Raw genomic sequence first — 24,557 nt, forward strand, 5'->3', positions numbered from 1 at the left:
CGTACCGGGGGCGGTCGGCGTCCTGGAAGGGGGGTGGTCCGCCGGCGCCGTCGCCCGGGGAAGGCGGGGGCCGCCGGCGCCCGGGGGCAGTGCGGCCGTCAGCGCCCGAGGAGGGTGCGGGCCGTCAGCGCGAGGCTCACCTCGACCAGGTCGGAGGGGCGGGAGAGGGAACGGCCGGTCAGCTGCTCGTAGCGGCGGAGGCGGTTCAGGACGGTGTTGCGGTGGCAGTAGAGGCGCCGGCTCGCCCGCTGGGCCGAGCCGTCACAGTCCAGCCAGGTGGCCAGGGTGTCCAGCAGGACCTCGGCGTCCGCGGGATCGAGGTGGGCCAGCGGGCCGAGCAGCCGGTCGGCCAGCGCGGCGCCGAGTTCGGGGCTCGAGGCCACCAGCGCCGCCGGCAGGTGCTCGGTCAGCCGGACCGTGCCGCCCTCCTCCGGGCACAGGTTCAGCGCGGTGTCCGCCAGCCGCCGTGCCTCGCCCGCGGCGGCCAGCCCCTCCACCGCGCCGCTCACGCCCACCCGTGCCCCGGGCGGCTGCTCCCGCTCCACGACCGTCTCCTCACCGTCCCCGGCCAGGACGATGCCGTAGTCGGCGTCCACGCCCGTGTGCCAGTGCACGCGCACACCCGGGGCGAGGACCGCTTGGGCACCCGGGCGACCGGGCCGGCCGCCGGCGACCGCGACGACCACGTACCGGCCGTGCTCGGGCAGGTCCAGCGCCTGCGCGGCCTCGGGCAGGTCGGCGATCCGGCTGGTGCCGTCCAGCAGGGCCGCGGCCAGCAGGCGCACCCTGTTCTCCCTCCGCCACGCCAGCTGCCGCTCGGTCTGCCGGTAGGCGTCCGCGACGAGGGTGCAGTGCTCGTCGACGAAGTTCCACACGTCGGACGCCACGTGCACCAGCAGTCGTACGTCCTCCGGTGCCGTCCGGGACGTCTCGTCGACCAGGCCCTGCCACACCAGCGAGCCGCCCAGCCGGAAGGCGTGCAGCAGCGCGTCCAGCGGCAGCCCCTGCTCGGCGCGGGTGGCGCCGATCCTCCAGGAGCAGCGGCGCGCCCCGTCCCGGGCACCCCGCGGGTCGAGCAGGGAGGAGATGCTGTGCCGCAACGAGCGGTGCACCTCCTGCCAGCTCGCGGTGGCGTCGCCCTCCACCGCCGCCCGGTAGGCGGGCTCCTGTTCCTGCAGTACGGCGAGCAGGCGGTCGGTGAGCTGGGGCAGGTCCTCCAGCAGCACGCGGGCGGCCCGGTGCAGTACGCGCAGCGCGTCGGCGTCGATCAACGACCGCACGCGCGGTGTCCGCGGCCGCGGCGCGGGCACGGGTCCGGAGCGCGGCAGAGTACGTGGCCGTACGGCGTGTTGCATCGCGCATCTCCCCCAGGGTCGGCTTCCCGGCGGCGCCCGCGGGGCGGTGCCCCCGGCCGGCGCCCGGCCGGCCGGGGAGCCCGCGGACCGCCCGCCACCTGACTCGTCCTGCCCCGAAGGATGGCATACCGTCCGGTCGGTCCCTAGAGTCGTGCACCGGTCTTTTCCGCCTGCCCGACCAGCCGGACCAGCTCGACCCGGGATCGGACACCGAGGGTGGCGAACACGTTCCGCAGGTGGTAGTCGACGGTGCGGGTGCTGACGGACAGGCTCAGGGCCACCTCCCGGTTGGTGGCGCCCTCGGCGACGCGCCGTGCGATGCGCAGCTGCTGCGGGGTCAGCCGGGACAGCTCGCCGCCCCCGGACTCCGCCGGGGCCGCACCACCCGCCCGCAGTTCGGCGGCGGCCTGTTGCGCCCACAGGTGCGCGCCGCAGCGTTCGAAGCCCATCAGCGCCTCCCCGAGGCGGGCACGCGCCTCGCGCAGGCGGCGCCGGCGCCGCAGCCACTTGCCGTAGAGCAGTTCCGTGCGCGCCCGCTCGAAGTCGCCCGCCGTCTCCTCGTGGCGGTCCAGGGCGCGCAGGTACAGGTCGTCGGCCGCGTCGCCGGTGGCCAGCAGCGCGCGGCAGCGCAGGAGTTGGGCGGGGGCCTGCGGGTCGGCCCCGCAGGCGGCCCACAGGGCGAAGTCCTCGACGACCGTCGGCGCGTGCTCGGGCCGCCCGGCGAGTGCGGTGGCCTCCACGAAGCAGGGGACGGCGAGCATCCACACCGCGAAGTGGCCGCGCCGCGCACCGGGGCGCACCAGCGGGCCGAGCCGGTCGGCGGCCTCGCGGGGGCGCCCGGCGCCCAGGTCGGCGCGGGCCGCCGCCCACTGGGCGAGCATCGCGGCCTGCGCGAGCCCGTGCCGCCGGGTGGTGTGCAGTGCCGCCGCCACGTGCTCGGCGACGACCTCCTTCTCCCCCTCGATGGAGGCGGCGAGGGCCAGTACGGCGTGATGGTGCGCGGCCGTGTTCCGCTGCCCGGTCCGCGAGGCCGTGCGCAGTCCCTCCTCCGCGTGGGTCCGGGCGAGCTGGTGGCGTCCGGCCCGGAGTTCGGCGTAGGCGAGGTATTCCAGTGCCCTCGGCTCGAGGGCGGCGCGCCCGAGGGTCCGGGCCGCGGCGAGCGCCCGCGCCCCGGCGCGGCGGGCGGCGGTCACCTCGCCGAGCATGAGCGCGGCCGCGGCGGAGCGCAGCAGTGGTTCCGGCTCGTTCCCGTGCAGCCCCCGCTCGACCACCCGCCGCAGCGGGGCCGCGGCGAGATCAAAGCGCCCCAGCAGCACGGCCCGCATCCCGTCCCGGTGATCACGCAGCAGGGCGGAGCGGCCGGCCGGAGGCGTGACCGCACCGGTGGCACGCCCACTCCCGGCGCCCCCCTCCACCGCCGCGGCGCCGACGCCGTCACCGGTCGGTGCGAGGGCGACGGCCGTACCGGCCGGGCCCGCGCCGAGGGCCGCGGTGGCCGTCCCGGTGGGGGTCAGGGCCTGGAGGCACGCCGCCGGGTCGCCCGCGGCCCACGCCGCGTCCGCCGCGCCCAGGACCGCCGTGTCGGCGGCCTCGCGGCGGCCGGTGGCCAGCAGGGCGGCGGCGAGCAGGAAGGACTCGCGGGCGTCGTCCACCGGCCCGTCGGCCAGGAGCACGGCACCGCGCAGGAGCTCCGCGCCGCCGCGTACTGCCGCGGGTGCCGTCTCGCTCCGGGCGGCGTCGAGCAGTCGCAGCGCCTCGGGCGGGTGACCGGTGAGGAGGGCCTGCTCCGCGGCGGCGGTGTACCGGTGCGCCCGCTCCGCGTCGTCCGGCGTCAGTTCGGCGGCCCGGGTGAGCGCCCTGCGGCGCAGACCGGGCGGCAGTCCCGCCGCCGGGTCCGTCGCCGCCGCCGCCAGTCCGTCCGCGAGGTCGCGGGCGCGGCCCGTGACGCTCCACGAGCGGTGCAGCAGCGCGGGGACGCCGCCGGGGTCCGCCAGGGACTCGGCCAGGGCGCGGTGCGCGGCACGGCGCCGGTCGGGCGGCGCACCGGCGTACACCGCCCTGGCCAGCAGCGCGCTGCGGAACCTGATGCGGCCCCCGGCCCGCACCAGCACCTCGGGCAACGGCCCTGCGGCACCGGCCTCTTCGGCCCTGCCCGCCGCCCGCAGGACGAGGTCCGCGTCCGCGTCCGGCTCGCCCGTCGCCCGCGCTGCCGCCGCCGCCGTCAGCAGCAGCCCGGCCCGGTCCGGCGGTACGCCGGTCAGGCATCCGCCGGCGACAGCGGTCAGCACCTCCCCGTCGGCCAGCGGCCGGGGCAGTTCCCGGCGTCCGCCGAGCTGGGCGGGCGACAGCCGGTGCAGCAGCGCCAGCAGCAGCGCGGGGTTGCCCTCCGCCTCCGTCACCAGTTCCTCGCGCACACCGGGGTCGACGGCACCGTCCGTCGCGTCGTCGACCAGCCGTGCGGCCTCCGCCGGTGTGAGCGGGCCGAGCCGCAGCAGGGGCAGCGCCGCCCACTCGCGGTCGACGGGCCGGTGTCCGGGAACCGTCAGGAGCAGCCCCGCCCGGATCCCCGCCGCGTGCACCCGCGCGGCGGCGTGCGCCAGCGCGGCGCGCGACGCGGCGTCCCAGAGGTGCGCGTCGTCCACGCAGACCAGCAGCGGGGATCCGCCTGCCGCCGCACGGAGGGCGTCGGCCAACACCTCCCCCGCCGTGCCGTCCCCGAGTGCGCGCGCGCCGCCGCCGAGGGCCCGCAGCACGGTGCGCAGGCCGCTCAGCGGCCGGGCGGAGGAGGCCGCGTCGGCACGCAGGTGCCGTACCGGCCCGGCGCGGAACGAGCGGGCGGCGTGTTCGAGGAACGCCGTGCGGCCGCAACCGGGTTCACCGGTCACGACGCGGATGCCGCCGCCGGTGCTCAGTACGTCCAGCAACTGGGAGACCGCCTGCCGCCGTGAGGTCGTCTGTCCGGTCATCTCCGCTACATTACTCACGCGTAAGGTGGTGCGGAAGGTGGGCGTCCATACGCGGGGAACCACGCAACTGCCGCTTCACCGGCGGCTTTCCCCGCGGCCTCGGGGGGAGCGGATTGTGCCGCGGCCCAACGCAGCGGGCGCTCCGCAGGGCACACGCACAACGCCGGTGGCGGCCCGCGCCGTGCGCGGACCGCCACCGGGTGGCCGTTCGGTGGGACTCGGCGTCTTCAGGAGGTGTGCGGGCAGTTGCCCCGGGACTCCTCGATCGTGAGGCTCGGCCGCGGCAGCGGGCACAGGAACTGCTCGTAGCGGGTGTCGTTGTCGATGAACCGCTTCAGCCAGGAAATGCTGTACTTCGCGATCGTCGTGTTCGACGAGTTGGGCGTGAAGTGGGACGCGCCGTTCAGTTCCAGGTACGCCCGGTCCAGGGAGGACGGCAGACCGGTGTACAGGGGCTCGGCGTGGCTGGAGACCGGTGCGACGGTGTCGCCGTCGGCCCCGAAGATCAGCGTGGGCGTCCTGACCTCGGGCCAGCTCTTGTCGAGGTTCCAGGGCGTCAGCGGGATCGCGGCCTGGAGCGAGGACCGGTCCTTGGCGGCCTCCAGGCTGCCGCCGCCGCCCATGGAGTGGCCCATGACGCCCAGCCGGCTGCTGTCGATGCGGCTGCGGACGGCGCTGCGCTGGGTCAGGTAGTCCAGTGCGGCGAGCAGCTGGTCGCCGCGCGAGTCGGGCTGGTCGACGGTGGTGTTGGTGTCGATGGTGAAGACCACGAAGCCCTGGGAGGCCAGCCGCGGTCCCAGCCAGGCGATGGAGGACTGGGAGGCGGTGAAGCCGGGCGAGATGGCGATCGCGCCGAAGGTGCCGTCGGCGGTACTGGTCGGGTAGTAGATCGTGCCGCCGCCGAAACCGGTGACGGAGAGCGAGGAGACGGAGGTCTCCGACACGGCGTACGGCCCGCGCAGCGCCTCGATGCTGGTGTTGGTCGGTGCCGGGCCGCGCTCGTAGGGGTTGTCCGCCGCGTGGGCGCCGGGGCCGCTCAGGGTGGTGAGACCGACCAGGGCGGCGACCGCCGCGGTCAGTCCGGCGAACCTGCGGGTCCCGCGCCTGCTGGTGTGGGGGAGCTGCTGCACGGCGAGTGGTCCTCTCTGTCGCGGCGGGCCGCCCGGCCGGTGCACGGGACCACGGCGTGGACTGGGCCGTGCCCCGGCCGGGGCGCCGCCGATTGGCTGGCGGTGCCACTGTCGGAGAGGAGGGGGCCGGTGCGGACCGGCAATCTCACCGGTCTCGTGCGCCGCACCGCGCCGGAGGAGGGCGCGGGGGCGGCCGCGCGCACCGCATGCCGCGGAGGGGCGGGGGTAGACGCAGGGGCGCGGTCACCGTCGGAGTCGGCGCCGGCGGTGACCGCTTCGCGCGGGGTGAGCAGGTGCCGTCCGGGTGCGCCGGCTGACCGGTGAGCGGGTTGCGCGGCGTCGTGGACGTGGGCCCGGCCGCCCGGGCCGGGCGGCGGGTGCACCACGATGGGGCGCCCTCGTCGTCCTCCCGGGATCCGCCCGGCGCGGCCGATGCGCGTCCCGGCCCCACGTCACCCGAGTGCCGCACCGGACGAGCCGGGCGGACGCGGGCCGTGCTCGTATGGAAGCGGCCTCCATGCCTACCCGGAGGGAACCGGACATGCATGAGATGTGGTGCGGTGCAGACATGTCGGGGGAGCCGGTGTGGCACGTCCTCACCCCGGACAAGACCTCCACCCTGTGCGGGGTGGAGAAGGAGAAGGAGGAGGATTCGCCCCGGCGGCACACGACCGACCGGCACTGCTTCTCCTGCATGGAGACGTTCCAGGCCGTCGTGGCGTCCCGCTGAGCCCTCCTGCGGACGGGCGCCGCACGCCCCGCGCGACGAGGTGCGCGACTCCTCGCGCGGGGAGGACACGTACTCATGTCCGTCCCGGCTCCCCTCCCGTCGTCCCGTGCTCCGGGAAGTGTCCGGCCGGGCGGTGTCCGTGCGGGGAACCGTCCCCGGACGATCCGTCCGGTCGAGCGCGCCCGGCGCCGTGGGTCCGCGTGCTCCAGGGCCGCGGGGAAGGCGGCGAAACGAAATACCGGCCCGGAGGACGACGGGAGCGGCCGGGCCCTGCCGCTCCCGGTCCGAGCCGGCCGGCGCCGGGTGCGTTCAGTGGCACGGACGGCCGTCACCGGGCACCGCCGCGGGGCGGGTCCCCAGCCGGCAGAAGCAGGACGCCTCGATCGGTACGTCCGCCAGTGCGGCCGCCTGCCTGAGCTGCGGAGCGACGATCGCCGCCTCCCCGGTCCTGCCGGCGCGCAGCAGGCACTCGTGGAGCCCGTGCAACGCCCAGACGTTGTTCGGGTGTTGCAGCGGCCGGGGCAGGGTGGCGTCGAGGCCCAGGTCGGCGCGGTAGACCGCCTCGGCCTCCGCGACCCTGCCCTGCTCCAGCAGCAGCGCCCCGTAGGCGTGCCGGGTGGGCTGCATCCAGCCCCAGGGCTCGTCGTAGGGCAGGTTGTCGTCCAGCTCCACGGAGCGCTCCAGTGCGGCGAAGGCGATGTCGTACTCGCCCTTGCGGTAGGCGAGTTCGCCGTCCAGCATGGCCGCCGCGACGGCGAGGACGTCCCGGCAGGTGTTGTTGAACAGCATGCGGGTTCCGGGGACGCGGCTCACGGCCGTGCGGAAGGCGTCCCGTTCGGCCTCGGCCCCGTCGATGGCGCCGGTGGCGGAGAGGGCGACGCCGCGGGCGTAGTGGAGCATGGCGGTGGTGACGCAGTGGAGCCCGGGATCGGCGGGGAACGGCAGGGCCAGGATGTCGTTCCAGCGGCCGAAGCGGATCAGCACGTGGAAGCGCATGGCCAGGAACCCCTCGAGCCAGTCGGCCATGGGCGGGCTCTGCACCCGGAGCAGTTCCTGCGGGACGGCGGCCTCCAGCCGTGCGGCGGCCTCCAGGGCGGTCCGCGACCGGCCGGCGAACATGGCGCCGTAGATCGTGAAGTGGTGGTTGTGGACGCGGTAGAGCGTGTAGAAGTTCATGGCGCCCGCCCGCTCGAGGTACTTGTCGTCGGCGGCGACGGCGGCGGTGTTGTCCGACACGACCCGGCGGTAGTCGCCGCACAGCACCTCCAGGTGCGACGGCATGTGGTGCAGGTGCCCGGCGTCGGGCACGGCTCCGCGCAGCCGGTCGGCGACGGTCAGGGCCGCTTCGGGCGTGGGGGACATCTCCATCAGGTGGATGTACAGGTGGAGGACTCCGGGGTGCCGGGCGCCGGCGCCGGTGGCGAGCGCGCCGTCCAGTACCGCCCTGGCCTCCAGGGTGCGGGCGCCGTCGGCCGGGCGGCCCGTCCTCAGGTCCCACAGCTGCCAGGGGGTGAGGTTCATCAGGGCGTCGGCGCAGAGCGCGGCCACGTCCGGGTCGTCCGGAGCGTTCCGGTGGACCGCGAGCATCCGGTCCGCGTACGGCTCGTTCCACACCGAGCAGTCCTCCGCGGCCCGCGCCCGGGGGTAGCGGGCGCGCAGGGCCTCGACGAGGGCGCGCTCGACGGGCGTGGCGCGCGCGGCCTTCTCGTGGGCCCGCTCCACCGCGTGGTGGGCGCGTTCGACGGTACGGACGAGTTCATCCCCGTCGAAGGCTTCCCAGGGCTTGTTGTAGTTGGGTCCCAGGGCGTAGGCGATGCCCCAGTGGGCCATGGCGCAGTCCGGGTCGGCCCCGGCCGCCCGCTCGAAGCAGGCGACCGCCTCCTCGTGGTTGAACGCGTAGGTCCACATCAGCCCGCGGTCGAACCAGAGCTGGGCCTCGGCGGCGCGGGTCGTCACGGACCGGCGGTAGGTGCCGAGGTCGTAGTAGTCGTCCATGGGTGCCTCCGGAGGGGGCGGATGGGCCGGCCGCTGGGCCGCCGGCGAGGAACGTCCCACTGGGACGAAATCGACGATAGCGGGGCACAAGCGCGCGGGGGAGTCGGTGCGGACCGCCCCGGCGGTCCGCGTGTCGGGCGCCGGTGAGCCGCCGCGGGGACCGGCGTCCCGGTCACCGTCCCGGTCCGGCGCGCCTGCCGGAGGGCCCCGGACGGCGGGCGGAGACCGGGTCACCCGGAGCGGGTTCCGCCGGCCGCCGCACAACGGCGCCGTCCCGGCCCCGGAACGGGGAACCGTCACCCGGGGCACCCGGCGTGACACCGTGCGTCACCCCGGCGGTCGGCGTGCCGTTCGTTCGACACCCCGTTCGCCTACCGGCTGGCACCGGCCGCACCGCGCTCCCTAGGATGTACTCCCTGTCCAGTCAACCCAGTTGGTGCGGTACTCCGCAGGGGGAACGATGAACGCCGGTAAGCAGTTGTCCACCGAGATCGACGCAACCGTGCCGACGGCCGCGCGTATGTACGACTACTACCTGGGCGGCAAGGACAACTACGCGGCGGACCGCGCCGCGACCGAGGAGCTCGACAAGGTGGTGCCGAGCACGCGCCCCCTGGCCCTGAACAACCGGCGTTTCCTCCAGCGGGTGGTACGGACCCTCACGCAGGAGTACGGGATCCGGCAGTACCTCGACCACGGCTCCGGCCTGCCCACCCAGGACAACGTCCACCAGGTCGCGCAGCGCGTCGACCCGACCACCCACGTGGTGTACGTCGACAACGACCCGATGGTGCTGGTGCACGGCCGGGCCCTGCTGGAGCAGGACGAGCGGACCGTGGTCATCCAGGCCGACATGCGCGACACCGACGGGATATTCGGCCACCCGGAGACCCAGCGCCTGATCGACTTCTCGGAGCCGGTCTGCGTGCTGTTCAACTCGGTGTTCCACTGCATCCCGGACAGCGACACCGACGGTCCGCTCGCCGTGGCCCGCCGGGTGCGCGAACGGCTGGCGCCGGGCAGCTTCCTGGTGATGTGCCAGCTGGTGAGCGAGGACCCGGAGGTCCGCGACTTCGTCACGGGCTTCATGGACCAGGCGACCCGGGGACACTGGGGCCGCGTGCGCCGGGAGAAGGACGTCGAGACGTACTTCGAGGGTCTGGAGATCCTCGAACCGGGCCTGGTGGAGGTGTCCACCTGGCGTCCGGACAACGAGGTGACGCCCCGTCAGCTCACGCGGGAGTGGATCGAGTTCGGTGGAGTGGGCCGGCTGCCGGAGTAGCCCCGGCCCGAGCAGGCCCCCGACGGCGCGACGCCCCCGCCGGACCGCTTCACGGTTCCGTCGGGGGCGTCGGCGCGTCCGGTCACCGCTACGGCCCGGAGTAGCGGTCCTTGATCGTCCGGCGCAGCAGTTCGACGGAGTCGCGGGGCCTGAGCGCCTCGTCGGCGAGGCGGTCCAGCGCGATCCGGTACTCCTCGGTCTCGTCGCGGTCCTCAAGGAAGTGGGCGCTGCGGATGTGCTCCAGGTAGACCACGTCGGGAAGATCGAGCCCGCCGAAGCGCAGATAGGTCACCGGGATGGCGGGAGCCGAGGCGTTGGTGACGTCCAGCGGCACGATCTGCACCGTCACATTGGACCGCTCCGCCATCGTCACCAGATGCTCGAGCTGCTCACGCATCACGGCGGCATCGCCCAGCACGCGCAGCAGCACCGACTCGTCGAGGACGGCCCACAGCCGCGGCGCGTCCTCACGCCGCAGCAGCTCGGCGCGGTGCATCCGCAGCTCGACCCTGCGCTGCACCTCGCCCGCCGGGGCGTTCGGCAGCCCCCGCTCGACCACCGCGCGCGTGTAGGCGGCGGTCTGCAGCAGCCCGGGGACGTACTGGATCTCGAACGTACGGATGGTGGCGGCTGCCTCCTGGAGCCCGACCAGCCGGTCGAACCACTCGGGCATCAGCCGCTTGTCGTACCGCTGCCACCAGCCCGGTTCCCCGGCCCGCCGGAGCAGTTTGACCAGTACCGAGGTCTCGTAGTCGTCGGTGTCGTACAGCTTCAGCAGTGCGCGGACATCGCCTTCGGTCGGCGGGCGGCGGCCCTTTCCGGACTCGATGCGGGAGAGCTTCGCCGCGCTGAAGCCGACGGAGCGAGCCGCCTGGTCCTGGGAGAGCCCGGCATCCTCGCGGAAGCCCGCCAGCTGCACACCGACCAGCATCTTCAGCAGGGTCGGCGCCGGCTCGGACCTGTCCAGGTAGGGTTCCAGACGGGAGATGCGATGCGATGCGGCGGACATCCTGACTCCCAGCAGACCGGCACAAGGGCGACTCAGACTATCGCACCTGACTCTGCCTCACCGCGGTGACACGCGGAAGTCCCCCGGAAACAAGCAGTTGCTCCGCTTCACCGACGACGGCCCGTGCGAGCGGCGCGGGCCTCCCGGCGCGTTCAGACGAGGTGGTCGAACTCGCCGTCCTTCGCGCCGGCCAGGAACGCCGCCAGCTCCGCGGACGTGTAGACGAGGGCGGGCCCGTCGGGGTCACGGGAGTTGCGCACGGCGATCCCTCCGCCGGCCAGCGGGGCCACCTCCACGCAGTTGCCCTCGGCGTTGCTGTGCCGGCTCTTGATCCAGCGGACGTCCAGCTGGCTGGCCCGCACCCCGTTCCGCACTCCTGGCACCGCTGCCTCCCTGCTCTTCCCGTGTCCCACCCGCACGGCGAAAAATCTCGCGCAATTTCTCGTGCAATTGCACACGCGCACCGTCAGCGTGGATAATAGCTGCCGGCGTCAACCCCGTTGTCGGCGCCGTGTCCTGACGTCGCATCGAGGAGATGCCGTGTCATCACCTGCGTTCCCAGTGCTCCGGCCGTCGACCGGGGCCATGGTGCGGGCGGGTGGTCCCGGCACGGCGCCGGCACTGCCGCACGACCCGCTCCCCGCGGCGCCGCACGGCGGACCGCGTCCGGGACCCACGACGGCCGGCGTCGCCTCGGCGGCGCAGCGCCTCATGTGCGGCCCGGAGGGCCTCGCCCGGGCACGGTCCTTCACCCGGGACACCTTGCGCGGCTGGTCGCTCGGCCACCGCTGCGACGACGCCGCCCTGGTGATGACCGAGCTCGCCGCCAACGCCGTGACCCACGCGGCACCGCGGTGCGCGGGTGTGCCGGACATACGGCTCGGGTTCCGCCTGGAGCCGGCGCACCTGCTGCTCACCGTCTCCGACCCCGACGACCACGCGCCTGTCCGGGCACCCGGCGCCGGCTCCGCCGCCGGCCTGGAGGAACACGGCCGGGGGCTGTGCATCGTCGACGCCCTGTCCGAGGCGTGGGGCTGGATGCCCACTCCTCCGGCGGGCAAGACGGTGTGGGCCCGGTTGTCGACCCGCCCGCCCATCTGACACGACTGCCGCGGAAAGGCACCCACGCCATGCGCAGCGCTTCCACGGAACAGCCGAGCAGCGAGCGCCCCGTGCGCCACACGTCCCCCACCGGAGTGGCACGGACCACGCCCCTCACGGCACTGTCCCGCGTGCCGTGGGCCGACATGCGGGACTCCACCGGATCGGCGGCGGCCATTCCCCTCCTGCTGAACGGCATCGCCTGGGGGGACGCCGGCACGGCCCGGGCCGCCCTGGAGGATCTGCGGAAGCGGATCTGTCAGTACGGCTTCGTCACGGAACAGGCGACGGCCGCCACGGTGCCCTTCCTCTGGGAGCTGGCCCAGCTGCCGCACGTCACCTGCCGGGCCCGGATCATCCAGCTGCTCAAGGCCATCGCCGACGCGCGGCAGTGGGAGTGCACCGCCGCCGCGTATCCCAAGCTGCTCAACCACCGCGAGAACCCCGTGGTGTGGGAGCGGAAGGCCCGGCAGGCGGTACGCGCCCGGCGCGGCGACCTGAAGCGGCTGATGGCGGAGCAGGACACCGAGATCGCCCGCGCCACCACGGAACTGGCCCGGGCCCTGGCCGACTGAGGCCGGGGCCCGGGCCCCACCGGGGTGGCCGGTCACGGAACGCGCGCGACCTTCGGGGGACGAGTCGCGCGCTGGGGGGAGGGTCGCGCGCGGTCGAGAGGGGGACGACCGCGCGCGACCCGCTGACCGGTGCGGCAGTGGTCGCCCACCGGTCGTCGGGGCCGCCCCTCGCCTCGTGTGGCGCGGCAGTGTAGACATGGCACATGGTCCGACTCATGGGTCGATCCCGGACCCGGTCGCCCCTGCGGTCCGGCGCCGCCGCGTCCGCACGGCGCCGACGGGAGGGGAGCGACCGCGCGCGGTGGCGTCCGGCGGCGGTACTGCGGCCGGTGCTGAGCGGCCGCAGCGTCGCCGGACAGGTGTTCCTGCTGCACCTGGTGATCGTGCTGCTGCTGGTCGTGGCCGCCGTCGTGGCGCTGGTGCTGCAGGTGCGCAGGGACAGTACGCAGGAGGCCCGCAACCGCTCGCTCGCCGTCGCGGAGACCCTCGCGAACGCGCCGGGCATCGTCGAGGCGCTGGCCTCCCCGGATCCCACGGCCGTGCTCCAGCCGCGCGCCGAGGCGGTCCGCCGGCAGGCACGGCTCGACTTCGTGGTCGTCATGAACACCGACGGCATCCGCTACACGCATCCCAGACCGGACCGCATCGGCAAGCGGTTCGTCGGCACCACCGGGCCCGCGCTGGCCGGGCGGCCCGTGGTGGAGGAGATCGACGGCACCATCGGCCGGCTGGTGCAGGCGGTGGTGCCGGTGGAGGCACCCGACGGCACGGTGGTGGGCCTGGTGTCGGCGGGCATCACGACCGAGCACGTGGGCGGGGCCGCGGAGGGCCAGCTGCCGCTCGTGCTGGGCGCGGCGCTCGCCGCGCTCGCCCTGGCCACCGGCGGCGCGGCCCTGGTCAGCAGACGGCTGCTCCGCCAGACCCACGGCCTGGGCCCGCACGAGATGACCCGCATGTACGAACACCACGACGCGGTGCTGCACGCGGTGCGCGAAGGGGTGATCATCGTCGACGGGGACGGGACCCTCATGCTCGCCAACGACGAGGCACGGCGGCTGTTCAGCCTGCCCGAGGACGCCGAGGGCCGGCATGTGCTGCGCATCGGCCTGGATCCCGGCACCGCCGACCTGCTGTCCTCGGGCCGGATCGCCACGGACGAGGTGCACCGGGTGGGCGACCGGCTGCTGGCGCTCAACCAGCGGCCCACCGACCGCGCGGGCGGTCCGCCCGGCAGCGTCGCCACGGTCCGCGACTCCACCGAGCTGCGCGCCCTGTCCGGCCGGGCCGAGGCCTCCCGCGAGCGGCTCAACATGCTGTACGAGGCGGGGGTGGGCATCGGCACGAGCCTGGACGTCACCCGCACGGCCGAGGAACTCGCCGAACTGGCCGTGCCCCGGTTCGCCGACTTCGTCACGGTGGACCTGTTCGATTCGGTGCTGTCGGGCGGCCACCCGGACGCGGCCGGCGCGCTGCGCCGCACGGCCATGACGGGGATCGCCGGGGACGCTCCGCTCTACCCCAGGGACGAGAGGATCCACTGGGTCGTCTCGTCCCCGCAGTCCGTCAGTCTCACCACCGGCCGGCCGGTCCTCGAGCCCCGGCTGGGCGACGCCCCGGGCTGGCGGGCCCAGGACCTCGAGCGCTCCGGGCAGATCGTGGAGTACGGCATCCACTCCCTGATCACGGTGCCGCTGCGGGCCGGCGCCCTGGTGATGGGCGTGGTCAGCTTCTGGCGGTCCCGGAAACCGGAGCCGTTCGACACCGAGGAGCTGGCGCTGGCGGAGGAGCTGGTCGCGCGGGCCGCGGTCTCCATCGACAACGCCCGCCGCTACACGCGCGAGCACAGCATGGCGGTCACGCTCCAGCGCAGCCTGCTGCCACGCACCCTGCCCGAGCAGAGCGCCCTGGAGATCGCCTACCGCTACCTTCCCGCACAGGCGGGGGTGGGCGGGGACTGGTTCGACGTCCTGCCGCTGTCCGGCGGCCGGGTCGCGCTCGTGGTCGGCGACGTCGTCGGGCACGGTCTGCACGCCGCGGCCACCATGGGGCGGCTGCGCACGGCGGTGCACAACTTCTCCGCGCTCGACCTCCCGCCCGAGGAGCTCCTCGCCCTGCTCGACGAGCTGGTCGCCCGCATCGACCAGGACGAGGCGCAGGACGAACACAGCGCCCCGGTCACCGGGGCGACCTGTCTGTACGCCGTCTACGACCCCGTCTCACGGCACTGCACGGTCGCCCGCGCAGGTCATCCGCCGCCCGCGCTGGTGCGCCCGGACGGCGGCGTGGAGTTCTGGGACGTGCCCGCCGGGCCGCCGCTGGGGCTCGGCGGTCTGCCCTTCGAGTCGGCCGGTCTGGAGCTGCCGGAGGGCAGCCGGCTGGTCCTCTACACCGACGGGCTGGTCGAGGACCGGCGGCACGACATCGACGTCGGCCTGGAACAGCTGCGCGAGGCCCTGTCCCGGGCCGGTGACTCCCCGGAGGACACCTGCAGGGTCGTACTGGAGTCCCGGCGGCCGGTCCGGGCCGGGGACGACATCGCCCTGATCGTGGCGCGCACGCGGGCCCTCGGCGCGGACCGGGTCGCCGAGTGGCAGGTGCCGTCCGACCCGGCCGCCGTCGGGGAGGTGCGGGCCGCGGTCAGCCGGAAACTGGCCGAGTGGGGGCTTCAGGAACTGACGTTCGGCACGGAACTGGTCCTGAGCGAACTGGTCACCAACGCGCTGCGCTACGGCGGCAGCCCCATCCGGGTACGTGTGCTGTACGACCGCAACCTGATCTGCGAGGTCTACGACAGCAGCAGCACCTCGCCCCATCTGCGGCACGCGACCATGACCGATGAGGGCGGGCGGGGCCTGTTCCTGGTCGCCCAGCTCACCGGGCGATGGGGTACCCGCTACCTGCCCGCCGGCAAGGTCATCTGGGCGGAGCAGCCGATCCCGGGGGCATAAGGGGACCCAGGAGATGTCATAACGTAGGCTTATGACCTCATAGACCGGACCCGCGTACCAGGTAAGGCATGCCTTAGTTTAGGCTTCGGGCGACGCTTGTCATCGCTCGAAGGGAACCTGACCATGCCCCGCCCCCTGCGGGTAGCCATCGTCGGATCCGGCCCCGCCGGGATCTACGCCGCCGACGCCCTGCTCAAGTCCGACGTGGCCGCCGAACCGGGCGTGTCCATCGACATCTTCGAGCGCATGCCGGCGCCGTTCGGACTGATCCGGTACGGCGTCGCCCCCGACCACCCGCGGATCAAGGGCATCATCACCGCCCTCCACCAGGTGCTCGACAAACCGCAGATCCGCCTGTTCGGCAACGTGGACTACGGCACCGACCTCCACCTCGACGATCTGCGCACGTTCTACGACGGCGTGATCTTCGCCACCGGCGCGACGGCGGACCGGGCGCTGCCCATCCCGGGCATCGACCTGGACGGCTCCTACGGCGCCGCCGACTTCGTCTCCTGGTACGACGGCCACCCGGACGTGCCGCGCACCTGGCCGCTGGAGGCGGAGAAGGTCGCCGTGCTCGGCGTGGGCAACGTCGCCCTCGACATCGCGCGCGTCCTCGCCAAGACGGCGGACGAGCTGCTGCCGACGGAGATCCCGCCGAACGTGTACGAGGGACTGAAGGCCAACAAGGCCGTGGAGGTCCACGTGTTCGGCCGCCGCGGCCCGGCACAGGCCAAGTTCAGCCCGATGGAGCTGCGGGAGCTGGACCACTCCCCCACCATCGAGGTCGTCGTCGACCCCGAGGACATCGACTACGACGAGGGTTCGATCGCCACCCGGCGCGGCAACAAGCAGGCCGACATGGTCGCCAAGACGCTGGAGAACTGGGCGATCCGCGATGCCGGCGACCGTCCGCACAAGCTGTTCCTGCACTTCTTCGAATCCCCGGTGGAGATCCTCGGCGAGGACGGCAGGGTCGTCGGCCTGCGCACCGAGCGCACCGCGCTGGACGGCACCGGCAACGTCAGGGGGACCGGCGAGTTCAAGGACTGGGACGTCAGCGCCGTCTACCGGGCCGTGGGCTACCTCTCCGACAAACTCCCCAAGCTGCCCTGGGACATCGGCTCCGGCACCGTCCCGGACGAGGGCGGGCGCGTGATCCAGGAGACCGGCGAGCACCTGCCGTCCACGTACGTCACCGGCTGGATCCGGCGCGGTCCGGTGGGCCTGATCGGCCACACCAAGGGCGACGCCAACGAGACGGTGGCGAACCTGCTGGCCGACTACGAGGGCGGGCGGCTGCTCACGCCCGGGTCGCCGGCCCCGGAGGCGGTGGACGCGTTCCTCGCCGAGCGCGGGATCCGCTTCACCACCTGGGACGGCTGGTACCGCCTGGACGCCGCGGAGAAGGCCCTGGGCGAGCCGCAGGGCCGTGAGCGCGTGAAGATCGTCGAGCGCGAGGACATGCTGCGGGAGAGCGGCGCGTGAGCCGCTGACCCCTGCGCGGTCGCACGGGAAGCGCCCGTCCGGTCCCTCGGGACCGGACGGGCGTTCTTCATGTATATGATCCGTCCTTCACTGAAACACCACACGCCTCTCGCTCAAGGGGCGTGCAGGGGGGATGAGTTCATGCGCATACGCACTGCCGCCGTCGCCACCACCGCCGCCGCGGGCGCGCTGGCCGCGCTGACGGTCGTTCCGGCCCAGGCCGCCGAGTACACCTCCGCGCTGAAGGTCCGCGGGATCCAGTACGACGCGCCGGGAAGCGACTCCAACCGGTGCTCCGGGGGCAACACCCACCTGGAATACCTGACGGTCACGAACTACTCGTCGTCGAAGACGGTGAACCTCAAGGGGTACGTCGTCAAGGACGCCGCCGGCAACCGGTTCGCCTTCACCGCCAGCCACTACCTCCAGCCCGGCGACCACGTGAAGCTGCGCGGCGGCAACGGCAGCGACTCCGACAAGTACAACGTGGTCTACCGCGACAACTGCAACTTCATGTGGAACAACGACCGGGACACGGTCCACCTGTACAAGCCCACGGGTGCCCGCGCCGACGTGCACGCGTACACCGCGGGCGGCTCCGACCCCGACCGCAACGGGTACGTCTCGTTCCACCAGTGAGCCGGAGCCGGGGCCCCGCCCGGCGGCGGACCGTCAGTCCGGCAGGACCAGCCGGTCCGTCTCGCCCGGCTGGAGGCGGACGGCCCGGTCCGGCAGGTGCACCTCGATCGGGTTCCGGCCGGACTCGGGCACGGCGATCTCCAGCAGCCCGCGCTCCAGGCGCAGCCGCACGCCCCAGTGGCCGTGGTAGCGCAGGGTGAAGCCGTAGGAGGAGAGTCCCGGCAGGGGCACGGGGTCGAGCCACAGGGCGCCGCCCCGGGTCTCCAGCCCGGTCAGTCCGCGCTGGACCAGGTCGAGGGTGCCGGCCATGGCGCCGAGGTGGATGCCCTCCCCCGTGGTGCCGCCCTGGATGTCGGCGATGTCCGCCTGGAGGGCCTCCTGGCAGAACTTCCAGGCGTCCGCGCGCCGGGCCCGGGCCAGCACCCAGCCGTGCACCAGGCCGCTGAGGGTGGATCCGTGGCTGGTGCGGTGCAGGTAGTGGTCGACCGTGCGCCGCCAGGTCCGTTCGTCCAGGTTCAGGTTCAGTCTGCGGAAGACGCCCTGGAGTTCGGCGGGTGAGAAGAGGTAGCCGAGCATCAGGACGTCGGCCTGCTTGGAGGCCTGGTAGCGGTTGACGGTGTCGCCCTCGGCCTCCAGGATCCGGTCCAGGCGCCGGATGTCGCCGTACCGGCGCCGGTAGCCGCGCCAGTCGAGCTCGGCGAGTTCGCCGTAGCCCTCGAACTGGCTGATGACGCCGTCGTGGAAGGGGACGTGGAGCGTGCGGGAGATGTGGTCCCACGCGTCGAGTTCACCGGCGTCCAAACCGGTCCGCTCGGCGAGTTCGCGCCCGCGCGGCTCGGGCAGGCCGCGCAGCACGTCCAGGGTGCGGGCGAGCACCCAGGCGGCCGTGACGTTGGTGTAGGCGTTGTCGTCGAGGCCCGGTCCGGCGGCGTCCGGGTAGGCGTCGTGGTACTCGTCGGGGCCGACCACGCCCTTGATGCGGTACCGGCCCAGACGCTCGTCGTAGGTGGCCGAGTCCGCCCAGAACCGGGAGATCTGCAGCAGCATCTCGGCCCCCTTGGTGTGCAGGAACTCCTCGTCGCCGCCGGCCTCGCAGTACTGCCACACGTTGTACGCGATCGCCGAGCCGACGTGGTGCTGGAGGTGGGAGTGGTCGGGCAGCCAGCGGCCGGAGCGGGGGTTGAGGTGCAGCTGCTGGGTCTCCTCCCGGCCGTCGCTGCCGCTCTGCCAGGGGTACAGCGCGCCCTTGTGCCCGGCGTCCCGTGCGGCGGTGCGGGCGCGTTCCAGGCGCCGGTGGCGGTAGTGCAGCAGGGCGCGGGAGACCTCCGGGAAGTGCAGGTTGAGGTACGGCAGGACGAACAGCTCGTCCCAGAAGACGTGCCCGCGGTAGGACTCGCCGTGCAGTCCTCGGGCCGGGACCCCCACGTCCAGGTCCGCGGTGTGGGGGGAGAGGGTCTGCAGCACGTGGAAGAGGTGCAGCCGCAGGATGCGGCCCGCCTCACCGGGTACGTCGAGTTCGGCCCGGCGCCACAGCTGGTCCCAGGCCGTCAGGTGCGGCGCCAGCAGCGCGTCGAAGCCGGCCGCCCGGCCCACGCGGTCCACGGCGGCGTGCAGCGGGTCGCTGATCGCGGGGTCGCGGGAGGTGTGCAGGGCGACGATTTTGTCGACGGTGACCGGGCGGCCCGCGGCCAGGTCCAGCCGGGTCGTCTGGCAGACCCGCGGAGGGTCGTGCCGGTCGGTGACGGGCGCGGGTGAGGTCAGCCGGGCGGCGAGGGCGACCCGGACGTCCGAGGTGCGGGTGCGGCAGCGCAGCCACACCGTGTCGGCGGCGGCCGTGCCGGTGAGCACATGGGTCAGGTGACGGCCGTCCAGGTCCCGGTAGCGGGGCACCCCGGCGTTGGTGACACCGCCGTCGAGCGCCGCCTCGGTCTGCAGGGTTCCCGAGAAGCCCTCGGCGGTGAACTCGGTGCGCAGACCCGCGAGATGGGGGTCTGCCATGTGCACGAACCGGTGCTGGCGCACGAGGAGCGCCCGACCCGCGCCGAGGCCGTAGCGCGTTCGGCGTTCCAGCAGCCCGGTGGACAGGTGCAGGGTCTCCCCGTGCTCGAGCACGGTCGCGGTGTCCGGGGAGAGCCAGGGCTCGTCGGGCAGGCGAAAGCGCAGCGGGAGCCAGTTCGGCAGGTTGACCATGTCCTCGTTCTCCACCTGCCGTCCGGCCACCCGGGAGGCGAGCCGGTTGTAGCAGCCGGCCGCGTAGGTGCCCGGGTAATGCACCTCGTCCGCGGGACACTCCGGCAGCGCTCCCCGGGTGGCGAAGTATCCGTTGCCCAGGGTGCACAGCGATTCCCTCAGGCGTGCGTCGGCGGGGTCGTAGCCCTCGTGCTCCCAGGTCCAGCCCGTCACTTCGCCGCTCCTCCCGCCGACGGCTGCCGTGCGGTCGGCCACGGGTACCCCCGGCGGGTGCGGAACACACACGGGGCCGACGCGGGCGCCTGCCGCTCCCCCGGCGGCAGGCGCCGGATCCGGCGGGGCTCAGACCTCCAGGTCGGCCTCGATGCGGCGCAGCCGGTGCCGCGCCATGGCCAGGTTGGCCCGGCCCGCGTCGAGCACCAGGTACAGGAAGAGGCCGTTCCCGCCGCGCCCCCTGAGCAGCCGGATCAGGTGGTACTGGCTGCTCAGGGTGATGAGGATGTCCTCGATCTCCTCGTTCAGGCCCAGGTGCTCCATGGTGCGCAGCTTGGACCGTACGACGTCGGTGTTGCCGGCCGCGGCGACCTCCAGGTCGAAGTCCTTGCCGCCGCCCAGCGTGCCGAGGGCCATGCCGCTGGTGTAGTCGACGAGTGCGGCGGCCGTCGCGCCGTCGATGGAGCCGAGGCACTCCTTGAGCGCGGTCTCGGTGTTGGCCATGGAAGGTGTCCTTTCCGTCGTGTCGGGTGGTTCGGTCCGGCCGCCGGGGCGTGCTCCGGCGGCCGGCCGCGGGGAAGCCCTGGGTCAGCCGCCGGGCCGGGGCCGGTGCGCGGGACGCTGCGGGGTCCGCACCGGGAGCGTGCCGGTGTGCCGGGCCGGGTCCGGGTCGTGGGCGGGCCCGGGAGGGGGGTGGGGGGCGAGCCGGCCGGCGTGCCGTCCGGCGCCCGGGCCGGTGTGGGAGTCCACCAGAGCGGCGATCCGGGCGCCGCTGCGCCGGCCCTCCAGATGCAGCCGGCCCACGTTCACCCGGTCGTCGGCGAGAAGGGTGAGGACGGCGGTGGTGCCGGCCGCGTAGGTGGCGACGTACCCCTGGCTGCCGCGGACCAGGAGTTCGCGGAACTCGCCGCGGGCGGCGGCGTCCGTCATGCGGTACGCGACGCCGAGCGAGGCGGCGGTGAGCGCGGCCAGCCCCTCGGGTTCGGTGTCCGGTACGTCGTGGGCCAGGACGAGTCCGTCGACGGTGGCCGCGAGGGAGCCCGCCAGCCGGGGTACGCGGGCGCGGAGCCGGCGCAGTTCGTCCAGCACGTCGGTCTCGACGGCCATGAGCAGTCTCCTTTCGGCACGCTGCCGGCGCGCGCGGATCACAGTCCCTCCAAGGCGTCCAGGAGCCGTCTCAGCAGTGCTGTGTCGGGCTCGTCCCACGCCGCGCCGCCCGCGCCGGGGACGGAGCGGACGGGCGTGGTGGGCGGGTGCGGCGCGGGGGCGACCAGTCCGTCGGCGGCCAGACGGCGCAGTTCGACGAGGGTGTGGAAGGTGCGGTGGGCGAGGGCCGAGGCGATCTGCGCGGCGGTGCGGGCGCCGTCGACCAGGGCGAGGGTGCGACCGCGGCGGGGCGGCAGTTCGGCGGGATCGGCGCCGGGGGCGCGGGTGAGCGGGGCGGTGTCGACGGCCGGGTCGGGCCATATGCGGTGCAGCAGGGCGCGGCGGCGGCACGACTCGCGCAGCACCGTCGCCACCGGTACGGGGCGGACCGCGCCGAGCCAGTGGGCGACTCCGGGGCGGAAGCGGAGCGTGGCGCCGCCGTGGGCGAGGGCGCAGTACGCCGCGTCGAAGAGCGCGCCCAGGTGGCACAGTTCCAGCGCGCCGGCGGTGAGGCTTCCGCTGTCCACCAGGTGCCGGGCGACCCGGTGGCCGGCCCCGGCCCGCTCGACCGCCTCCCACCAGCCGGCCGGGTCCACGGCACCGCTGCGGGTGAGCAGGTCGCCGAGGCCGGGGCTGTACGGGGACTCCACGTGGACGACGTGGCCCGCCGCGAGGTAGAAGATGCCCGACTCCGTCGACAGCGCCCCGGTGGCGTGGTCGGCCGCGAGGGTGCCGAGCAGGTCCGGAGCGGATCCGTCGGTGCACGCCGAGGTGGTCACCCGAGCACCAGCCGGTCCGCCGTCCCGGCCAGCCGGATGCGGGCCAGGGCCAGGTTGCCGTCGGCGCGGTCGAGCCACAGGTACAGGAACACCGTGCTGTCGAAACCCGTGACGACGAAGCGCAGCAGGTGGTACGCGTCCGCGGTGGTGAGGATGAGGTCCTGGACCGCTCCTTCCCCTCCGGAGGCGGGTCCCGTCCCCGCTGCGGCGGCGCCGTCGGCCGGTGCGAGAGTGCCGCTCTCCATGGCCAGGCGGGCGAGTTCGGCGGTCTCCGCGGCCGCGGCCTCCGCGTCACCGCCCGGCGCCTCGCCCACCACGCCCAGCGCGAGCCCGCTGACCCAGTCGGCCACCAGGGCACCGCGCGCGCCCGGCAGTCGCATGATGTCCAGCAGGCTCTCGTCGATTCCGGGCACGCCGGATCCCCCTTCTCGCACGGCTGTACCGCGAACGTGACATCGACGCTACGGTGTGTGCTCGACCGAGGTGAGGGCTTTGGCTTTTTCCGGTGGAATATGCGGTGCCAGTGGGTGGGCACTGATAGGGTCCGCGCTTCACCGCGCGACAGGGGACCGACCGCCCGGCCCGGCGCGGGCGGGGCCGGCCCCGACGCGGAGGGCGGGCCGGCCCCGCCCGCGGCACCCATGGTGGTGACCGGAGTGGCGCCGCGACCAGGGGTGAACGGCCGTCACCGCGTGCGCGCCGCGCACACCTCGCGCGCGACATGCCGCACGCCCCCACGGTCGCACGGGGCGTACGGGGCGGGTGGGAGCGGGTGGGACCCCCGTCCGGCGGAACCCCCCGCGTCATGTCGCCGGCCGGCGGCGACGATACTGACAGGTGCACGTGCCCCCGCTCACCACTGGACCCATGCCGACCTCCTCCGCAGCCCGCCCCCTCACCCCGCCGACGGTCTGGCTGGCCCGCGGCCGCCACACCGGCCCCGAGACCGACCGGACGCTCCGGCGCAGCCTGCGCCGGCTCAAGGAGAACCACTCCATCGACGACTTCCTGGAGCTGCCCGCGCCGGGGACCGCACCTGACCTGGTGTTCGAATCCCGGATGCGGGTCGCCGACGGGGTCACCGTGCGCGCCCGGCTGAGCCTGGGACCCGACACGGCCCCGGACGCGGGCAGTGGCCGGGACTGGACACTGGTCGCGGAGGCGGAGCAGCCCTGGGACCAGGCCTGGCCGTCGCCGGCCGGCATGTTCTGGCCGCTGGGGCCGGACGCCGACTGGTACCCCGACGCGGCGACCGGGCTGCGGCTGGAGGCGATCAACCCCCTGCCGGAGGACGACAAGGCCGTACGGCGGCTGCTGCGCGACTGCGCGCGTGACGCGTGGCACATCCATGTCGTCGTCCACGAGGCGATGACCACGGACGAGCGCGGCCGGGTGCCGCTGGCGCGCTGGCTGCCGCCGGGGCTGCGGCACCGTGTCGTGGAACACCGGGCCGCGCCGCAGCAGTTGCGGGTGGCGAACTGGGCGTTGCGCGAGTTCGGTGTGGAGGTGCCGCGGGGCGGCGCGGCGGTACTGCCCGGCGGCCCGGCCCCCGAGGACCACGACGCCGGGGCCTTCGCCGTGCGGGCGGTGTTCCTGGACGGCACGGAGCCGGGCGATCTCGTCGACGTGGTCACCCGGTTCGCGGCGCTGCCGCGTGCGCTGCCGGACGGGGCGCGGGACGCCCTGACCGCGCTGCGGGAGGACTGGCACCTGCTGACCCTGGAGGAGGAACTCGCCCGCGAGCGGGCACTGGTGGCCATGTACGCCGAGGCCTTGGAGGCCATGACGAAGTCGCGCGACCTGTACCGCGAGGCCGCCGATCGCGCCCACGAGGCGCTGACCGCGTACCGGGAGTCGGCCGATGCCCCGGGGCAGCCGCCCCCGCCCCGCCCGTCCTCCCCCTCCCCCCTCCAGCACCTGACGCGCACCCTGGAACGGCTGAGGGCCGGCAGCGCCGGGACACGCCGCACGACGGCCGAGGGGAACGAGGAGGCGACACCGCGGCCGCAGTCGGCGCCCGACCACTAGTGCCGCGTCAGCCAGGTGTGGTGTCCCGGGCGGCGGTGGCGGCGCCCGGGGCGGCGAGCCACGGGGGCGCGAGCGCGAGGGGACGAGGAGGAAGTGGTCGTGCTCGGCTCCGCGGGGAGGGCCGATGACCATGACCAGGCACCCCGCCGTCCCCTGCCACTCGGCTGGGCCACCGGGATGACCTGCGAGGACTCAGGGTTTCGCCGGCGTGACGCGGGGCATTCGACGCGGGCGCGCATGGCCGGTCCCGGCGCCGTCATGGCGGCGCCGGGAGCGGGAATCCGCTCGGAGACAGGTGTGCCGGCACGGGAGTGCGGCACGGTCCCGGAAGGAGGGCGGTCCGTTGGAGACGACCACCGTGGTACTGACCGCCGGCGCGGTTCTCGCGGCCGCGCTGCTGGCCTGCGCCGTCGCCGTTCTGGTCCGGCTGGTCCGCACGCGCCGCGAGTTGCGGCGGGCGGGACTGCCCACGGGGCCGCGCTGGGTGTTCTGGGGCGCGGTCCTCTATCTGGTGCTGCCGGTCGATCTGGTGCCCGATCCGGTCTACCTGGACGACATCGGCGTCCTGCTGCTCGCCCTGCGCACCACGCGCGGCTCCCTGGGGGCGGCGAAGCCCGGCACGCCCTCGCGGCGGCCGGGACGGCAACCCGCCGATGATCACGCTCCGTGAGGAAACCAACCACCCGTTCGATTCGTATAAGTCTCTGGACGCCAAAAGAGGTCGGCGGACCAAGCGGCGGCGCACGGTGCGCCGTTGCCTGATCGGCGCAGCACCGACGAGGGAGAGACGATGCAACCGTTCGCGCTCAACTACGCACGTCCGGCGGTGGAGTTGGCCGTTGCCACTCCGTACGCGTACGACTCCGGGCTGCAGTTGAACGTACTCGGCGACGGACGGATCGCGGCCTGCGACCACGCGTTGTTGCGTGAGGCGGGGACGACGACGTCCACTGCGGGCTCCAAGACCCACTTCGACGACTGAA

General features: G+C 74.3%; 21 protein-coding genes. 10 read left to right on the forward strand and 11 right to left on the reverse strand.

Going from position 1 to position 24,557, the window contains the following annotated elements:
• Positions 1–98: 98 nt before the first annotated feature.
• The 3 genes from ACF07S_RS24900 to ACF07S_RS24910 form a co-directional block, all read right to left on the reverse strand.
• Entirely contained in the window at positions 99–1,355 is a 1,257-nt protein-coding gene (locus ACF07S_RS24900; RefSeq protein WP_391975147.1) for a helix-turn-helix domain-containing protein, read from the reverse strand.
• A 143-nt stretch (positions 1,356–1,498) separates the two neighbouring features.
• Positions 1,499–4,321 (reverse strand): LuxR C-terminal-related transcriptional regulator, encoded by a 2,823-nt coding sequence (locus ACF07S_RS24905; protein WP_391975148.1) that lies wholly within the window; start codon positions 4,319–4,321, stop codon positions 1,499–1,501.
• 227 nt (positions 4,322–4,548) lie between these two features.
• Positions 4,549–5,451 (reverse strand): alpha/beta hydrolase, encoded by a 903-nt coding sequence (locus ACF07S_RS24910; protein WP_391975149.1) that lies wholly within the window; start codon positions 5,449–5,451, stop codon positions 4,549–4,551.
• 541 nt (positions 5,452–5,992) lie between these two features.
• On the opposite strand from ACF07S_RS24910, the gene ACF07S_RS24915 reads away from it, so the two are divergent.
• Entirely contained in the window at positions 5,993–6,181 is a 189-nt protein-coding gene (locus ACF07S_RS24915; protein WP_391963117.1) for a hypothetical protein, read from the forward strand.
• A gap of 309 nt (positions 6,182–6,490) precedes the next feature.
• On the opposite strand, the gene ACF07S_RS24920 is transcribed toward ACF07S_RS24915, so the two are convergent.
• The gene (locus ACF07S_RS24920) at positions 6,491–8,176 is read right to left on the reverse strand and encodes a hypothetical protein (RefSeq protein ID WP_391975150.1); all 1,686 of its coding nucleotides are present in this window, start codon (positions 8,174–8,176) and stop codon (positions 6,491–6,493) included.
• 460 nt (positions 8,177–8,636) lie between these two features.
• On the opposite strand from ACF07S_RS24920, the gene ACF07S_RS24925 reads away from it, so the two are divergent.
• Positions 8,637–9,458: an SAM-dependent methyltransferase gene (locus ACF07S_RS24925; protein ID WP_391975151.1), complete on the forward strand. Its 822-nt coding sequence runs from the start codon at positions 8,637–8,639 to the stop codon at positions 9,456–9,458.
• Between the two features lie 88 nt (positions 9,459–9,546).
• Here ACF07S_RS24925 and ACF07S_RS24930 read toward each other — a convergent pair whose 3' ends face one another.
• Both ACF07S_RS24930 and ACF07S_RS24935 read right to left on the reverse strand, forming a co-directional pair.
• Positions 9,547–10,467: a helix-turn-helix domain-containing protein gene (locus tag ACF07S_RS24930; RefSeq protein ID WP_391963120.1), complete on the reverse strand. Its 921-nt coding sequence runs from the start codon at positions 10,465–10,467 to the stop codon at positions 9,547–9,549.
• Positions 10,468–10,619: 152 nt separating this feature from the next.
• The gene (locus ACF07S_RS24935) at positions 10,620–10,850 is read right to left on the reverse strand and encodes a DUF397 domain-containing protein (protein WP_391963121.1); all 231 of its coding nucleotides are present in this window, start codon (positions 10,848–10,850) and stop codon (positions 10,620–10,622) included.
• A 202-nt stretch (positions 10,851–11,052) separates the two neighbouring features.
• Between ACF07S_RS24935 and ACF07S_RS24940 the strand changes: the two genes are divergently transcribed.
• The 5 genes from ACF07S_RS24940 to ACF07S_RS24960 all read left to right on the forward strand — a co-directional run bounded on the left by ACF07S_RS24940 (position 11,053) and on the right by ACF07S_RS24960 (position 17,218).
• Complete coding sequence (locus ACF07S_RS24940; protein ID WP_391963484.1) at positions 11,053–11,568, forward strand: ATP-binding protein; 516 nt, start codon at positions 11,053–11,055, stop codon at positions 11,566–11,568.
• Positions 11,569–11,597: 29 nt separating this feature from the next.
• Positions 11,598–12,143 carry a hypothetical protein gene (locus ACF07S_RS24945; RefSeq protein WP_391963122.1) on the forward strand — a complete coding sequence of 182 codons (546 nt, stop codon included), beginning with the start codon at positions 11,598–11,600 and terminating at the stop codon, positions 12,141–12,143.
• 203 nt (positions 12,144–12,346) lie between these two features.
• On the forward strand, positions 12,347–15,091 hold the full coding sequence (locus ACF07S_RS24950) for a SpoIIE family protein phosphatase (RefSeq protein WP_391975152.1): 2,745 nt from the start codon (positions 12,347–12,349) through the stop codon (positions 15,089–15,091).
• Between the two features lie 123 nt (positions 15,092–15,214).
• Entirely contained in the window at positions 15,215–16,579 is a 1,365-nt protein-coding gene (locus ACF07S_RS24955; RefSeq protein ID WP_391975153.1) for an FAD-dependent oxidoreductase, read from the forward strand.
• Between the two features lie 141 nt (positions 16,580–16,720).
• Positions 16,721–17,218: a lamin tail domain-containing protein gene (locus ACF07S_RS24960; RefSeq protein ID WP_391975154.1), complete on the forward strand. Its 498-nt coding sequence runs from the start codon at positions 16,721–16,723 to the stop codon at positions 17,216–17,218.
• A 33-nt stretch (positions 17,219–17,251) separates the two neighbouring features.
• Here the strand turns inward: ACF07S_RS24960 and ACF07S_RS24965 are convergent, their stop codons facing one another.
• The 5 genes from ACF07S_RS24965 to ACF07S_RS24985 form a co-directional block, all read right to left on the reverse strand.
• Positions 17,252–19,621, reverse strand: coding sequence for a glycoside hydrolase family 65 protein (locus ACF07S_RS24965; protein ID WP_391975155.1), 2,370 nt, complete (start codon positions 19,619–19,621; stop codon positions 17,252–17,254).
• 129 nt (positions 19,622–19,750) lie between these two features.
• On the reverse strand, positions 19,751–20,125 hold the full coding sequence (locus ACF07S_RS24970) for a hypothetical protein (RefSeq protein ID WP_391963127.1): 375 nt from the start codon (positions 20,123–20,125) through the stop codon (positions 19,751–19,753).
• Positions 20,126–20,209: 84 nt separating this feature from the next.
• On the reverse strand, positions 20,210–20,728 hold the full coding sequence (locus ACF07S_RS24975; RefSeq protein ID WP_391975156.1) for a roadblock/LC7 domain-containing protein: 519 nt from the start codon (positions 20,726–20,728) through the stop codon (positions 20,210–20,212).
• A gap of 38 nt (positions 20,729–20,766) precedes the next feature.
• Complete coding sequence (locus tag ACF07S_RS24980; RefSeq protein WP_391963129.1) at positions 20,767–21,546, reverse strand: hypothetical protein; 780 nt, start codon at positions 21,544–21,546, stop codon at positions 20,767–20,769.
• Positions 21,543–21,959: a hypothetical protein gene (locus ACF07S_RS24985; protein ID WP_391975157.1), complete on the reverse strand. Its 417-nt coding sequence runs from the start codon at positions 21,957–21,959 to the stop codon at positions 21,543–21,545. The genes ACF07S_RS24980 and ACF07S_RS24985 overlap by 4 nt, the downstream gene beginning before the upstream one ends.
• A 454-nt stretch (positions 21,960–22,413) precedes the next feature.
• Between ACF07S_RS24985 and ACF07S_RS24990 the strand changes: the two genes are divergently transcribed.
• From ACF07S_RS24990 to tgmA, 3 genes are all read left to right on the forward strand, one after another.
• Positions 22,414–23,574 (forward strand): hypothetical protein, encoded by a 1,161-nt coding sequence (locus ACF07S_RS24990; protein ID WP_391975158.1) that lies wholly within the window; start codon positions 22,414–22,416, stop codon positions 23,572–23,574.
• A gap of 343 nt (positions 23,575–23,917) precedes the next feature.
• Complete coding sequence (locus tag ACF07S_RS24995; protein WP_391963132.1) at positions 23,918–24,244, forward strand: YkvA family protein; 327 nt, start codon at positions 23,918–23,920, stop codon at positions 24,242–24,244.
• 120 nt (positions 24,245–24,364) lie between these two features.
• Positions 24,365–24,556 (forward strand): putative ATP-grasp-modified RiPP, encoded by a 192-nt coding sequence (tgmA, locus tag ACF07S_RS25000; protein WP_030821244.1) that lies wholly within the window; start codon positions 24,365–24,367, stop codon positions 24,554–24,556.
• Position 24,557: the final 1 nt, after the last annotated feature.

This window comes from Streptomyces sp. NPDC016640, assembly GCF_043076215.1.
GTDB lineage: Bacteria > Actinomycetota > Actinomycetes > Streptomycetales > Streptomycetaceae > Streptomyces.

Bases quoted from the DNA above. Each gene is read 5' to 3' on its own strand.
- ACF07S_RS24900 (WP_391975147.1), bottom strand. From the start codon at position 1,355: ATGCAACACGCCGTACGGCCACGTACTCTGCCGCGCTCCGGACCCGTG.
- ACF07S_RS24905 (WP_391975148.1), bottom strand. From the start codon at position 4,321: ATGACCGGACAGACGACCTCACGGCGGCAGGCGGTCTCCCAGTTGCTG.
- ACF07S_RS24915 (WP_391963117.1), top strand. From the start codon at position 5,993: ATGCATGAGATGTGGTGCGGTGCAGACATGTCGGGGGAGCCGGTGTGG.
- ACF07S_RS24920 (WP_391975150.1), bottom strand. From the start codon at position 8,176: ATGGACGACTACTACGACCTCGGCACCTACCGCCGGTCCGTGACGACC.
- ACF07S_RS24925 (WP_391975151.1), top strand. From the start codon at position 8,637: ATGAACGCCGGTAAGCAGTTGTCCACCGAGATCGACGCAACCGTGCCG.
- ACF07S_RS24930 (WP_391963120.1), bottom strand. From the start codon at position 10,467: ATGTCCGCCGCATCGCATCGCATCTCCCGTCTGGAACCCTACCTGGAC.
- ACF07S_RS24940 (WP_391963484.1), top strand. From the start codon at position 11,053: ATGGTGCGGGCGGGTGGTCCCGGCACGGCGCCGGCACTGCCGCACGAC.
- ACF07S_RS24945 (WP_391963122.1), top strand. From the start codon at position 11,598: ATGCGCAGCGCTTCCACGGAACAGCCGAGCAGCGAGCGCCCCGTGCGC.
- ACF07S_RS24950 (WP_391975152.1), top strand. From the start codon at position 12,347: ATGGTCCGACTCATGGGTCGATCCCGGACCCGGTCGCCCCTGCGGTCC.
- ACF07S_RS24955 (WP_391975153.1), top strand. From the start codon at position 15,215: ATGCCCCGCCCCCTGCGGGTAGCCATCGTCGGATCCGGCCCCGCCGGG.
- ACF07S_RS24960 (WP_391975154.1), top strand. From the start codon at position 16,721: ATGCGCATACGCACTGCCGCCGTCGCCACCACCGCCGCCGCGGGCGCG.
- ACF07S_RS24970 (WP_391963127.1), bottom strand. From the start codon at position 20,125: ATGGCCAACACCGAGACCGCGCTCAAGGAGTGCCTCGGCTCCATCGAC.
- ACF07S_RS24975 (WP_391975156.1), bottom strand. From the start codon at position 20,728: ATGGCCGTCGAGACCGACGTGCTGGACGAACTGCGCCGGCTCCGCGCC.
- ACF07S_RS24990 (WP_391975158.1), top strand. From the start codon at position 22,414: ATGCCGACCTCCTCCGCAGCCCGCCCCCTCACCCCGCCGACGGTCTGG.
- tgmA (WP_030821244.1), top strand. From the start codon at position 24,365: ATGCAACCGTTCGCGCTCAACTACGCACGTCCGGCGGTGGAGTTGGCC.